Origin of the sequence: Pseudooceanicola sp. (genome assembly GCF_041987405.1) — a bacterium.
Lineage (GTDB): Bacteria > Pseudomonadota > Alphaproteobacteria > Rhodobacterales > Rhodobacteraceae > Pseudooceanicola.
In genome coordinates this window covers 141,218-153,683 of sequence record NZ_JBHIWR010000005.1, presented here as the reverse complement: position 1 = coordinate 153,683, position 12,466 = coordinate 141,218, and the positions used below count along the sequence as shown (strand labels likewise).

The window sequence follows — 12,466 nt, the reverse complement described above, 5'->3', positions numbered from 1 at the left end:
TATAGGAACTAATTCAGATCTGCCTCGCCCCCTAACCCTCCGCCTCCACAATCCTCGCGCCCATCTTCGCCAGCGCCCGGTCGACAAAGCTCGTCTCCTCCTCCCGCAGCAACTGCGCGCGGGGGTAGAGCGGTTGGGCCCGGTCGTTCAGGATCGGCCCGTCCCATCCGGCGGTCGTGTCAAAGAAATGCTGCCCGCCCTCCGCGCCGAAGACCTGCAGATAGCCCTGCACCACCACGTCGAGATAACTCATCAGGATGGGCCGGTCCCCGTCGGCGGGGCCATGTTTGCCCTCCGGGATATGATAGACCGCGATCTCGCCCGCCTGCACGGCCTCATGGCTGATCCCGCGGTCCAGCGGCACCCGGTCATAGCCGGTCTCGCGCAGGTCCAGCGCCGCCCAGTCTGCCCCGGGCACGGCGGCGATCAGCCCGTCGATATAGCTGCCCTCGAAAGGCTCCGCCGTCAGGAACGCCATTTCCCGGAACGGCGTATGCCGCCAGACCCGCCGCCAGCCGTCCAGACGCGCCCGGTGATGGCGGTCATAAACATGGGTCGCGGTGTTCACGAGGCTGCCATATCCAAAGAAAAAAGGGTCGTGGGGCAATTCCGGCTCCTGTTTGATCCATGTCATATACGCGTTTTCCGCGATCCCTGATGATGCATGCAAGTCACATCTTAGGAAAGCCGCGGTCGACGGGCCCGGCAGCCCGGCCTGCCCGGCCGGAGCAAGGGGGGAGAACCACCATGCGAATGACCAAGCGTTCCAACATCTCGATGCGGGTTCTGATGCATTGCGGCGTGAACAGACACACCCTGGTCACGAAAGCGGAAATCGCCGAAGCCTGCAATACCTCCGAAAACCACCTCGCCCAGGTCATCAACCGCCTGGCCCAGCTTGGTTTCCTGCACACGCAGCGCGGCCGCAACGGGGGGATGCGGCTGTCCCGCGCGATGGAGGATATCCGCGTCGGGGAGGTCATGCGCGCCACCGAGGCCTCCGTGCCGATCACCGAATGCTTCGACGCTGAGGACAACACCTGCCCGCTGATCGACGCATGCCGCCTGCGCCATGTCATCGCCCGGGCGACGGAGGCCTTCTATGCCTCGATGGATGATGTGACCCTGGCCGATCTGGTCTGCGACAATAATCAGCTGGATGCGATCCTGACCCTGCCTGTCACCTGTCCGCAGCGCAGCCTGCACGCCTGACCCCTTGCGCGGGCCGCGCCGCCGCGCTAACCAGACCCCACGGACAGGGAGAACCGGTCATCCACCGGTGCCGAAGGAGCAACCGCCCCGGAAACTCTCAGGCCCAAGGGACCTGCCGTTGACGAACTCTGGAGAGTGGCGCGAAAGGCGCCCGCCGAAGGGATAGCGATCTCAGGCGCAAGGACAGAGGGGGCATCGTGGCGCGTGACGCGCCTCGCGATGCCCGGCGCTCTCCGGGTCGGGAAGGACCGGGATGAACGACCTGCACAGCCTGCCGCTGCATGATCTTCACGTGGAACTGGGCGCCAAGATGGTGCCCTTCGCCGGGTACGAGATGCCCGTGCAATATGCCGCCGGGGTGATGAAGGAACACCTCCACACCCGCGCCGCTGCCGGTCTTTTCGATGTCTCCCATATGGGCCAGGTGATCCTGCGCGGCGACGATGTGGCCCGCGCCTTCGAGGCGCTGGTGCCGGTCGATGTGCTGGGCCTCAAGGAAGGTCGCCAGCGCTACGGGGTCTTTACGAATGACGAGGGCGGCATCCTCGATGACCTGATGTTCGCCAACCGTGGCGACCACCTCTTTGTCGTTGTCAATGCCGCCTGCAAGACCGCGGACCTTGCCCATATGCGCGCCAACCTGACGGGCGTGGAGGTGGAAGAAATCACCGACCGCTGCCTGCTCGCCCTGCAGGGGCCGAAAGCCGAGGCCGTGCTGGCGACGCTTTCCCCCGAAGTCGCCGACATGAAATTCATGGACGTCCGCACCGTCACTCTCTGCGGGGCGGAATGCTGGGTCTCCCGTTCCGGCTACACCGGCGAGGATGGCTATGAAATCTCCGTCCCTGAAGGCGCCGCCGACACGCTCGCCCGCGCCCTGCTGGATCACGAGGACACCCTGCCGATCGGCCTCGGCGCGCGCGACAGCCTGCGGCTGGAAGCCGGGCTCTGCCTCTATGGCCACGACATCGACACCACGACCTCGCCGGTCGAGGCCGGGCTGCAATGGGCCATCCAGAAGGTCCGCCGCACCGGCGGTGACCGCGAAGGGGGCTTCCCTGGCGCCGACCGTATCCTGCGCGAACTGGCCGAGGGCGCGCCCCGCAAGCGTGTCGGCCTTGCGCCGCAGGGCCGCGCCCCGATGCGGGAGGGGGTCCCGCTATTCGCCTCCGACGAGGTGACCTACCAGATCGGCACCATCACCTCCGGCGCTTTCGGCCCGACCGTGCAGGCGCCTGTCTCCATGGGGTATGTCCCGATTGACATGGCCGCGCCTGGGACCATCATATCCGCCGAACTGCGCGGCAAACGCGCGCCCGTAGAGGTCGCCCCGCTGCCCTTCACCCCTGCCAATTTCAAACGCTGAGAGCTGACGAGGACCACATGAAATTCACCGAAGAACACGAATGGCTGCGCCCCGAAGGCGATGAGATCGTCGTCGGCATCACAGAACACGCCGCCGAACAACTGGGCGACATCGTCTTTGTCGAGCTGCCCGAGGCCGGGACCGAAGTGTCCAAGGACGACGAATGCGTGGTAATCGAGAGCGTCAAGGCTGCCTCCGACATCCTGGCCCCGCTGGATGGCGAGATCACCGAGGTGAACGAAGCCCTGGTGGACGACCCCGGCAAGATCAACGAGGACCCCATGGGTGACGCCTGGTTCTTCAAGATCAAGCCCGCCGATCCCTCGCAGATGGACGACTACCTCTCCGAGGCGGAATACAACGACCTGATCTCCTGAACGGGCGCCTGTCTCCGCTTCTGCCGCCCGGCCCCGCGTCATCCCCGTATCAACCCCGGGGAAGACGGGTCGACCACCGGGGCGGGACAGACAGGCCCTCGGGCCGCGCCCGAGTATGCCACCGCCCCGCCACCGCTCCGCCCCGATGCCTGACCGGAAGGACCCCACATGACCTTCACCCCGACCGACTACGACGCCTATGACTTCGCCAACCGCCGCCACATCGGCCCCTCTCCGGCCGAGATGGAGGAGATGCTGGCGACCATCGGCGTCACATCCCTCGATCAGCTGATCGACCAGACGGTCCCCAAGGCGATCCGCCAGGCCGAACCGCTGGATTTCGGGGCGCCCCTGTCGGAATCCGAACTGCTGCAGAAGATGCGGGAGACGGCGGAGAAGAACAAAGTCCTGACCAGCCTGATCGGGCAGGGCTACCACAATACGATCACACCCCCGGCGATCAAGCGGAACATCTTTGAAAACCCCGCCTGGTACACTGCCTACACCCCCTACCAGCCCGAGATCAGCCAGGGCCGTCTGGAGGCGCTGCTGAACTACCAGACGATGATCTGCGACCTTACCGGCCTCGACATCGCCAATGCCTCCCTGCTGGACGAGGCGACGGCGGCGGCCGAGGCGATGACCATGGCGCAGCGCTCGGCCAAGTCGAAATCCATGACCTTCTTCGTGGACGAGGCCTGCCATCCCCAGAACATCGACGTCATCCGCACCCGCGCCGAACCCCTCGGGATCGAGGTCGTGCTGGGCCGCCCGTCGGACCTGAAAGCGGATGAGGTCTTTGGCGCGATCTTCCAGTACCCCGGCACCAACGGCGTGCTGCGCGACTTCACCGAACAGATGGAGGCGCTGCACGCCAACAAGGCCGTCGGCATCGTCATCGCCGACCCCATGGCGCTCTGCCTGCTGAAGGAGCCGGGGGCCATGGGTGCCGACATCGCCGTCGGCTCGACACAGCGCTTCGGCGTGCCGCTTGGCTATGGTGGCCCCCACGCCGCCTACATGGCCTGCAAGGATGCGCTGAAACGGTCGATGCCCGGCCGGATCGTCGGCGTCTCCATCGACGCGCGCGGCAACCGCGCCTACCGCCTGTCGCTGCAGACCCGCGAACAGCACATCCGCCGCGAAAAGGCGACGTCGAACGTCTGCACCGCCCAGGCCCTGCTGGCGGTCATGGCCTCGATGTACGCGGTCTTTCACGGGCCTGCGGGCCTCAAGGCCATCGCCCAGGGCATCCACGCCCGCACCGTCACCATGGCCGAGGGGCTGCGCGACGCGGGCTTTGACGTTTTTCCGAAAAAGGTCTTCGACACGATCACAGTCGATGTCGGCCCGTTCCAGGGCGCGATCCTCAAGTCGGCGGTGGAGGAGGGGCTGAACCTGCGCAAGGTCGGCACCACCCGCATCGGCATCACGCTGGACGAAGTCACGACGCCCGAGACCATCGCCGCCGTCTGGCGGGCCTTCGGCATCAAGGACGCCGTGCCCGACAGCACCACCTTCGACCTGCCCGAAAAGCTGGTGCGCGACACCCCCTACCTCACCCACGAGATCTTCCACATGAACCGGGCGGAGACCGAGATGATGCGCTATATGCGCCGCCTCGCCGACCGCGATCTTGCGCTGGACCGGGCGATGATCCCGCTTGGCTCCTGCACGATGAAGCTGAACGCCGCGGCGGAGATGATCCCCGTCAGCTGGGACGAGATCAGCAGCCTGCATCCCTTCGTCCCCGCCGATCAGGCCCAGGGCTATGCGGAGATCATCACCGACCTCTCGGCCAAGCTCTGCGCCATCACCGGCTACAACGCCTTCTCGATGCAGCCGAACTCCGGCGCGCAGGGCGAATATGCGGGCCTCCTGACGATCCGGAACTACCATATCGCCAATGGCGAAGGGGACCGCGACGTCTGCCTCATCCCCATGTCCGCCCATGGCACCAACCCCGCCTCCGCTCAGATGGTCGGCTGGAAGGTCGTGCCGATCAAATCAGCGGCCAACGGCGACATCGACCTTCAGGATTTCGAGGCCAAGGCACAGGAGCACAGCGCGAAACTGGCGGCGGTGATGATCACCTATCCCTCCACCCACGGGGTGTTCGAGGAAACCGTGACCGAGGTCTGCAAGATCGCCCATCAGCACGGCGGGCAGGTCTATATCGACGGCGCCAACCTCAACGCCATGGTCGGCCTCTCGCGCCCCGGCGATCTGGGCGGCGATGTCAGCCACCTCAACCTGCACAAGACCTTCTGCATCCCGCATGGCGGCGGTGGCCCCGGTATGGGCCCGATCGGCGTGCAGGCGCATCTGGTGCCGCATCTGCCGGGCCACGTGGCGCATGGCACCGACCACGCGGTTTCGGCCGCACCCTTCGGCTCGCCCTCGATCCTGCCGATTTCCTGGGCCTACTGCCTGATGATGGGCGGCGAGGGGCTGACACAGGCGACCCGCGTGGCGATCCTGAACGCCAACTACATCGCCGCGCGGCTCAAGGACGCCTACCCGATCCTCTACAAGGGGCCCCTGGGCCATGTGGCGCATGAATGCATCCTCGACACCCGCCCCTTTGCCGAGGTCGGGGTGACCGTGGATGACATCGCCAAGCGCCTGATGGATTGCGGCTTCCACGCCCCCACGATGAGCTGGCCGATTGCCGGCACGCTGATGGTCGAACCGACGGAGAGCGAGACCAAGGCCGAGCTGGACCGTTTCTGCGACGCCATGCTCGCCATCCGCGAGGAGATCACGGATATCGAGGCGGGCAAGATCAGCCACGAGGCCTCGCCGCTGGCCCATGCGCCGCATACGGTCGAGGATCTGGTCGGCGACTGGGACCGCGCCTATTCCCGCGAAGAGGGCTGTTTCCCCCCGGGCGCCTTCCGGGTGGACAAATACTGGCCCCCGGTCAACAGGGTCGACAATGTCTGGGGCGACCGCAACCTGACCTGCACTTGTCCGCCGATGAGCGATTACGCGGAGGCGGCAGAGTAGGCGGGACGGGCTTGGTGTGATGGGTGCGGAGCACCCATCCTACGTTGCGGCGGGATAGAGGAACGGTGGTAACTGTCGCGCCCGGCGATACGACCGACGCCTGCACCGAGCCAAAGGCCCCCAGCCGTAGGATGGGTGCTCCGCACCCATCTACCCCCCGCTTATTCCTGCGCCCTGAGCACCCGTCCCGGCCGTGCCGACAGCGGCCGCCAGGCAAAGGCCAGCCCCGCCAGCAGGTTGGCCAGCAACCCGCCCAGCACCACCGCCAGGGCATTGCCCCAGATCACCGAAAACTCCGTCTCCAGCACGAAGAAACAGACCGCCCAGCCCCCGGCGATCCCCGCCGCCAGCGCCACGGTGCCCGCCCCCGCGCCCATGAGCGCCGAGCGCAGCGCAAGGCTCTGCAATATCCGCCGTCGCGAGGCACCGAGCGTCTTCAGCACCGCCGCCTCGTAGATCCGCTCCCGCTCACCCGAGAGCGCCGCGCCGATCAGCACGAGGAACCCGGTCAGCAAGGTTGCCGCCGCGCCCCAGGAGGTGGCCGAGGCAATCCCCGACAACAGCAGCGCGACCTGGTCGATCGCATCCCGCACCCGGATCGCCGTCACGTTCGGCGCGTCGCGTCCGATGTCGCGCAGGATGGCCGCCTCCGCCTCTTCCTCGGCATAGACCGTGGCGATGAAACTATGCGGGGCTCCGGCCAGCGCGGCCTCGTTCATCGCCAGGATGAACCCCATCCCGGCGGTGGAGAAATCGACCTCCCGGAAGGACGCGATCGTCCCGGTGATGTCGCGCCCCAGCACGTTGATCGTCATCGTGTCGCCAAGCGACAGCCCCATTTCCGCACCCTCTTCGGCGGCGAAGGAGATCAGCGGTTCGCCGGAATAATCCTCCGGCCACCACTCCCCGGCGGTGACCTTCGTCGTCTCCGGCATGGCGCCCGCATAGGTGATCCCCCGGTCGCCCCGGATGACCCAGTGCTCGCCCGCGACCTCCCTCGCCGGGCGGCCGTTTATCTGGGTGATGATCCCGCGCAGCATCGGGGCGTATTCGATCCGGCTGACGGCTGCGTCGCCCTCGACACGCTCCAGGAACCCGTCGATCTGGTCCTTCTGGATGTCGACGAAGAAAAACGACGGCGCCCGCTCCGGCAACTGCCGGGTGATCGCGCCGCGCAGGTTGCCGTCGATCTGCCCGACCGCCGCCAGCACCGACAGGCCGAGGCCAAGCGACAGCACCACCGGCAACACCTCGCTGCGCGGCCCGCCGATGGCCGACAGCGCCCACCTCAGCGCCGCCGCCCCGCGCGCTGCCCGCTGCCCGCGTCGTGCCAGGGCTCGCAATCCGACCCCCGCCAAGGCCAGCAGGACCAGCGCAAAGAGGATGCCGCCCGCCGTCCAGAGGGTCAGCGCCCAGGTCCCGCTGAACAGCGCCGCCACCGCCACCAGCAGCGCCAGCAGAGCGACAATCACCACCAGATAGGGCAAGGAGGGCAACACCCGCCCCGCCGACAGCGCATCACGGAAAAGCGTCGCGGCCCGGATCTCCCCCGTCCGCGCAAGCGGCCAGAGGGTGAAGATCAGCGCCGTCAGCACGCCATAGAGCGCCGCCTCCGCCAGCGTGCCGGGGAAGATGCCGAAGCGCGCGGGCACCGGCAGCTGCGCCGAGATCAGCGGGCCGAACGCCATGGGCACCAGTGCCCCCAGCATCAGCCCGATGGTGATGCCCAGCACGGCCAGAACCCCGATCTGGATGAAATAGGTCAGGAAGATCACCCGGCGTGTCGCCCCGAGAGTCCTGAGCGTCGCGATGACAGAGGTCTTGCGCGCCAGATAGGCCCGCACGGCTGCGGAAACGCCCACGCCGCCCACGGCCAGCCCCGACAGCCCCACGAGGATCAAAAAGGCGCCCAGACGGTCGACAAACCGCGCCACCCCCGGCGCGCCATTGCGGGCGTCCCGCCAGCGCAGCCCGCTGTCGGCAAACTGCGCCTCGGCCTCCGCCTTGACCTGATCCAGCGGCACATCCTCGGGCAGCAGCATCCGGTAATGGCTGTCGAACAGCGTGCCCGGTTGCAGCAGCTCTGACCCCTCCAGATCCGCGCGCTGCACGATGATCCGGGGCCCGAAGGCAAAGCCCGCCGTGGCGCTGTCCGGTTCGCGCTCCAGCACGGCGGCGAGGGTGTAGTCCTTGGCGCCCAGCTTGACCCGATCGCCCGGCTCCAGCCCCAGACGGTCGGTCAGCAGCGCCTCGGCCACCAGACAGGGCGCGGGCGTGCAGGCAAAGGCCTCCGAGAGCGTCATGCCCCCCGCCAGATCAACCGTGCCGACCAGCGGATAGGCCGCGTCGACCGCCTTGATCTGGGTGAGGGCGCGTTCGGTTACCCCGTCCCGCTCCACCACGGCCATCGACCGGAAATCGGCGATCTCCGACACCGCGAGGGCAGTGTCCTCCATCCAGGCGCGTTCGTCCTCATTGGCAAAGCGGTAGGTGAAGGAGACCTCCGCATCGCCGCCAAGCAGCGCGGTGCCTTCCTCCGCCAGCCCCGCCTCGATGGCCGACCGCACCGATCCGACCCCGGCAATCGCCGCCACGCCAAGCGCCAGACAGGCCAGCAGGATACGGAACCCCGCCAGACCGCCGCGCAGCTCCCGGGCGGCAAACCGGGCCGCCAGCCGTGCATCAGTTGACAGGCTCACGCTGCGGCCTCGTCCAGATCCAGCGACCCGTCGCGCAGCCGCACCACCCGGTCACACCGCGCCGCCAGGTCCGGCGCATGGGTCACCAGCACCAGCGTCGCCCCGTGCCGGTCACGCAGACCGAAGAGCAGATCCATGATCGCCTGACCGTTCGGCCCGTCCAGGTTGCCCGTCGGCTCATCCGCCAGCAGGATATCCGGCCTGGGCGCCGAGGCCCGGGCCAGCGCCACCCGCTGCTGTTCCCCGCCCGACATCTGCGCCGGGTAGTGATCCGCGCGGGAGGCCAGCCCGACGGCCTTCAGCTCCTCCGCCGCGCGGTCAAAGGCGTCCGCCACCCCGGCCAGCTCCAGCGGGGTCGCGACGTTTTCCAGCGCCGTCATCGTCGGAATAAGGTGGAAGGATTGGAACACCACCCCCATATGATCCCTGCGGAACCGGGCCAGCGCGTCTTCGTCCATCGTGGTCAGATCCTGACCCAAGGCGCTGATCCGGCCCCCCGTGGCGCGTTCCAGACCGCCCATGAGCATGAGGAGAGATGACTTGCCCGACCCCGAAGGCCCGATCAGCCCGAGCGTTTCGCCCCGTTTCACCTTCAGCGTGATGCCCCGCAGGATCTCCACCGGACCGGCATTGCCGTCCAGCGTCAGCCGCGTGTCGTCTAGGGTGAGGACGGGATCGGTCATGGGCAAACTCTCTGCATTGCGGCGTCTGGTGACATATGGGGGCCGCGCCCTCAGGGGCAAGGCGGTTTCGGTGATTGTTGCCGGTCTGGTTGCCCTGCCGGTGCAGGCGGAGACCACGATCCTCGCCTTCGGCGACAGCCTGACCCAGGGCTACGGCCTGCCCGCTGAGGAAGGCTTCGTGCCGCAACTGGAGGCGTGGCTGCGGGATCGTGGCCATGAGGTCACCCTGGTCAACGGCGGTGTCTCCGGCGACACCACCCGCGGCGGCCTGGCGCGCGTCGACTGGTCCCTGAGGCCCGAGATCGACGCGATGATCGTCGCCCTGGGCGGCAATGACGTGCTGCGCGGCCTCGACCCGGTGGAGAGCCGCCGCAACCTCGACGGCATTCTCGCCGCCGGTCAGGCCAAGGGGGTCGAGATGCTGGTGATCGGCCTCTCCGCCGCGCAGAATTACGGCGCCGACTACAAACAGGCCTTTGACGCCATGTACCCCGAGCTGGCGGAGAGCTATGGCGCGCTGTATGAGCCGAACTTCTTCGCGGGTCTGATGGGGGAGAACGGCGATCCGTCGGAATCCCTCAGGTTCATGCAGCCCGACGGGATCCACCCCGCCGCGGAGGGCGTCGCGCGCATCGTCGAGCAGGTTGGCCCGAGGGTCGAGGAACTGATCGAGCGGGTCGGGGATTAGGGCCGGTGGCGGGGTGAACCCCGCCCTACGCGGTTGCAAGCCTTGGCGCGACAAGTCCCCTCTCCCCCCGGGGGAGAGGGTTAGGGAGAGGGGGCAGCGCCTCGTGTCCCTACAGGCACCCCCAACGACACACGACGACCGGAGGTCCTCGGGTCAAGCCCGAGGCTGACGGCTGCTCTGCCGACTGGTCGCTCCCGATGCCACCAGCACAACAGGTCCCCTCTCCCCTCGGGGGAGAGGGCTAGGGAGAGGGGGTCATCCCCCGGAACCGAACAAATCTCACCGCCCGGTCACGCTCCGCACGACAAACCCCGGCACCTTCTTGAAGGTCGCCCAGGCCAGCGCCGGGTATTCGATCTCCCCGGCCATGAGCCGCAGGTACTGATACCGCACCGTGCCCGACCCCCGGAACGCCCGGACAAAGGTATTGCGGAACGCCCGCCCAAAGATGATCTGCCGGATCCATCGGGCATGGAACATCGCCCGGTGAATGGGCCGGAGCTTCATCTTGTAGAGCGTCAGCGCACGGGCCGGATGGTTGGCCCGCACGGCCTCCACCGCTGCCGCGCCGGCCATGGCGCCCGATTGCATCGCATAGGCGATCCCCTCGCCGGTGATCGGGTCGACCAGACCCGCCGCATCGCCCGCCAGCAGCACCTCGCGCCGCCCGGGCCAGCGCCGCACGTCGCCGAAGGGCAGGAAGGCGCCCTTGACCTTGTGCTGTCCGGCGACCTCGAAGATCTCGCAATACCGCTCCATCGCGGCCTTCATCTCGGGGTTCTTCGAATGCACACCGCCGATCCCGATGGTCGCCGATCCGGCCTTGGGAAAGTTCCAGCCATAGCCCCATTCCGCCGCGCCAAAGTCGATCCGCACCGGGGCATCCGCCGCCGGGGTCGGGGCCTCGATCTCCAGACCAAAGCCGATGCGGTCGTGATCGAAGGCCTGCCCATAAAGCGCCCGCGCCACGCCGGAATTCGCGCCATCCGCCCCGATCAGCACGGCATAGCCCAGCTCCCGCCCGTCCTTCAGCACCACGCGCCGCGTCTCCAGGTCGATCTCATCGACCCCGGCGCCGCAGTAATCCTCCGCCCCGCTGGCCAGCGCATGAGCAACGATGGAGTTGTCCATGTCGCGCCGCATTGTCATGTGAATGGGCGGGATATCGTCGATCCGAGCCAGCTCCTGCCCGTGGGCATGAAATTCGACCGAGGTCTTGGTCAGGATGATGTCCGCCGGAATCGGTGCGCCGAAGATCTCCTCGTAATAGCGATAGCTGCGCCCGGTGAACCCGCCGCCGCAAAGCTTTTCGCGCGGGAAGGCATGGCGATCCACCAGCGCCACCCGCAGACCCGCCTGCGCGGCCACATGGGCCGCCGATCCACCGGCAGGGCCGCCGCCGATCACGATCACGTCGTAGTGTTCCATAAAATCCCCGGCTACAGCCCGAAAAAGGCGCGGATGTCGTCCCAGATCCGCGGTTCGGTGACGAACAGCAGATGACCTTGGCCCTGATAGCTTCGGAAGGTCTCCGCCTGCAACCGTTTGGCGTAGCGCCAGGTCAGCCTCTCGGAAAAAACCGAATCCTCCGAGCCATGGAAGACCCCGATGCGCAGATCGTGCACATCCTCCGGCGCGTCGAGGTACCAGGTCATCAGGTCCGTCGTATGGGCCAGCGTCATCTTGCGCGGCGGCGTGGTGATATAGCCCCGCTGCAGCGCGGCCAGGCGGCGGCTCTGCTCCGCCAGTTCCGCTTCCGAGAAATGCCGCCGCCCGTAAAGCAGCGTGCGGTAGTTCTCCAACAGGGCCTCATCCAGCCCCTCTTTGCTGCGGAACAGCGCCTTGACCACATCCACCGCCCCCCGGGCGGAGGCGATCAGCGCCGCGGGGCTGTCGCTGGCAGACGACAGCAGCGCCACCTGCACCTCCGCCCCGGTGACCCGTCGCGCGGCTTCCAGTGCGATCGGCCCGCCGGTGGAATAGCCGATCAGATAGACCCGCTCCGCCCCGATGTCGTTCAGATGCCCTGCGATCAGCGCGCCGGAATCCACGATGTCCACCCGGTGGTTCAGCTCCAGCCCGTCCACACCCGGAAACCGGTAGGCCATGACCGCGCTGTCGGGAATGTCCCACTCCAGCACTGGCGCAAAAAGCTCGATCGAGGCCATCGCGCCGGGGATCAGAACGATGGCCGTGCCCACCCCGCGCTCGGCCTTGCCGTCGTGCACCACCGGGTTGACGCCCTCGACCTTCTGGGGCGGCGGAAGTGTGGAACAGGCGGCGAGCGCCAGAAATACCAGGATGAAGAGGTTACGCATGAATATCCGACCGGGGCAGCGGGGCCGAGCATAGGCCGCGACACGGGATTCGCCAGCCCGCATTGCCCCCTTCACAGGGCTGTGTCGCGAACATATATACTTTGCCGAATGTGA

Annotated in this window: 10 protein-coding genes and 1 riboswitch; of the genes, 5 read left to right on the top strand and 5 right to left on the bottom strand. The window is 67.3% G+C overall.

All coding sequences use genetic code 11. The annotated features are described in order from the left end of the window. Positions 1-31 precede the first annotated feature (31 nt). Positions 32-634 (bottom strand): gamma-glutamylcyclotransferase family protein, encoded by a 603-nt coding sequence (locus ACFC2Y_RS14080; RefSeq protein WP_375175956.1) that lies wholly within the window; start codon positions 632-634, stop codon positions 32-34. Between the two features lie 113 nt (positions 635-747). On the opposite strand from ACFC2Y_RS14080, the gene ACFC2Y_RS14075 reads away from it, so the two are divergent. From ACFC2Y_RS14075 to gcvP, 4 genes are all read left to right on the top strand, one after another. Further along, entirely contained in the window at positions 748-1,212 is a 465-nt protein-coding gene (locus ACFC2Y_RS14075; RefSeq protein ID WP_375175957.1) for an RrF2 family transcriptional regulator, read from the top strand. 35 nt (positions 1,213-1,247) lie between these two features. After that, positions 1,248-1,336, top strand: a riboswitch (glycine riboswitch). A 129-nt stretch (positions 1,337-1,465) separates the two neighbouring features. Then, positions 1,466-2,578: a glycine cleavage system aminomethyltransferase GcvT gene (gene gcvT / locus ACFC2Y_RS14070; protein WP_375175958.1), complete on the top strand. Its 1,113-nt coding sequence runs from the start codon at positions 1,466-1,468 to the stop codon at positions 2,576-2,578. A 17-nt stretch (positions 2,579-2,595) separates the two neighbouring features. After that, positions 2,596-2,955 (top strand): glycine cleavage system protein GcvH, encoded by a 360-nt coding sequence (gcvH, locus tag ACFC2Y_RS14065; RefSeq protein WP_375175959.1) that lies wholly within the window; start codon positions 2,596-2,598, stop codon positions 2,953-2,955. A 168-nt stretch (positions 2,956-3,123) separates the two neighbouring features. Beyond that, positions 3,124-5,964, top strand: a complete 2,841-nt coding sequence (gene gcvP / locus ACFC2Y_RS14060; RefSeq protein WP_375175960.1) for an aminomethyl-transferring glycine dehydrogenase — start codon at positions 3,124-3,126, stop codon at positions 5,962-5,964. Positions 5,965-6,125: 161 nt separating this feature from the next. On the opposite strand, the gene ACFC2Y_RS14055 is transcribed toward gcvP, so the two are convergent. Further along, the gene (locus tag ACFC2Y_RS14055; RefSeq protein ID WP_375175961.1) at positions 6,126-8,663 is read right to left on the bottom strand and encodes an ABC transporter permease; all 2,538 of its coding nucleotides are present in this window, start codon (positions 8,661-8,663) and stop codon (positions 6,126-6,128) included. Continuing rightward, positions 8,660-9,346 (bottom strand): ABC transporter ATP-binding protein, encoded by a 687-nt coding sequence (locus ACFC2Y_RS14050; protein WP_375175962.1) that lies wholly within the window; start codon positions 9,344-9,346, stop codon positions 8,660-8,662. Before ACFC2Y_RS14050 ends, ACFC2Y_RS14055 begins: the two co-directional genes overlap by 4 nt. Between ACFC2Y_RS14050 and ACFC2Y_RS14045 the strand changes: the two genes are divergently transcribed. Then, positions 9,345-10,034 carry an arylesterase gene (locus ACFC2Y_RS14045; protein ID WP_375175963.1) on the top strand — a complete coding sequence of 230 codons (690 nt, stop codon included), beginning with the start codon at positions 9,345-9,347 and terminating at the stop codon, positions 10,032-10,034. The genes ACFC2Y_RS14050 and ACFC2Y_RS14045 overlap by 2 nt on opposite strands. Positions 10,035-10,313: 279 nt before the next feature. Here the strand turns inward: ACFC2Y_RS14045 and ACFC2Y_RS14040 are convergent, their stop codons facing one another. Beyond that, the gene (locus tag ACFC2Y_RS14040) at positions 10,314-11,462 is read right to left on the bottom strand and encodes a geranylgeranyl reductase family protein (RefSeq protein WP_375175581.1); all 1,149 of its coding nucleotides are present in this window, start codon (positions 11,460-11,462) and stop codon (positions 10,314-10,316) included. 11 nt (positions 11,463-11,473) lie between these two features. Next, entirely contained in the window at positions 11,474-12,352 is an 879-nt protein-coding gene (locus ACFC2Y_RS14035; protein ID WP_375175582.1) for an alpha/beta fold hydrolase, read from the bottom strand. Positions 12,353-12,466: the final 114 nt, after the last annotated feature.

Excerpts from the sequence above, each read along its gene's own strand:
- ACFC2Y_RS14075 (WP_375175957.1), top strand. The coding sequence starts at position 748 with ATGCGAATGACCAAGCGTTCCAACATCTCGATGCGGGTTCTGATGCAT.
- ACFC2Y_RS14050 (WP_375175962.1), bottom strand. The coding sequence starts at position 9,346 with ATGACCGATCCCGTCCTCACCCTAGACGACACGCGGCTGACGCTGGAC.
- ACFC2Y_RS14035 (WP_375175582.1), bottom strand. The coding sequence starts at position 12,352 with ATGCGTAACCTCTTCATCCTGGTATTTCTGGCGCTCGCCGCCTGTTCC.
- ACFC2Y_RS14045 (WP_375175963.1), top strand. The coding sequence starts at position 9,345 with ATGGGCAAACTCTCTGCATTGCGGCGTCTGGTGACATATGGGGGCCGC.
- gcvT (WP_375175958.1), top strand. The coding sequence starts at position 1,466 with ATGAACGACCTGCACAGCCTGCCGCTGCATGATCTTCACGTGGAACTG.
- ACFC2Y_RS14080 (WP_375175956.1), bottom strand. The coding sequence starts at position 634 with ATGACATGGATCAAACAGGAGCCGGAATTGCCCCACGACCCTTTTTTC.
- gcvP (WP_375175960.1), top strand. The coding sequence starts at position 3,124 with ATGACCTTCACCCCGACCGACTACGACGCCTATGACTTCGCCAACCGC.
- gcvH (WP_375175959.1), top strand. The coding sequence starts at position 2,596 with ATGAAATTCACCGAAGAACACGAATGGCTGCGCCCCGAAGGCGATGAG.
- ACFC2Y_RS14040 (WP_375175581.1), bottom strand. The coding sequence starts at position 11,462 with ATGGAACACTACGACGTGATCGTGATCGGCGGCGGCCCTGCCGGTGGA.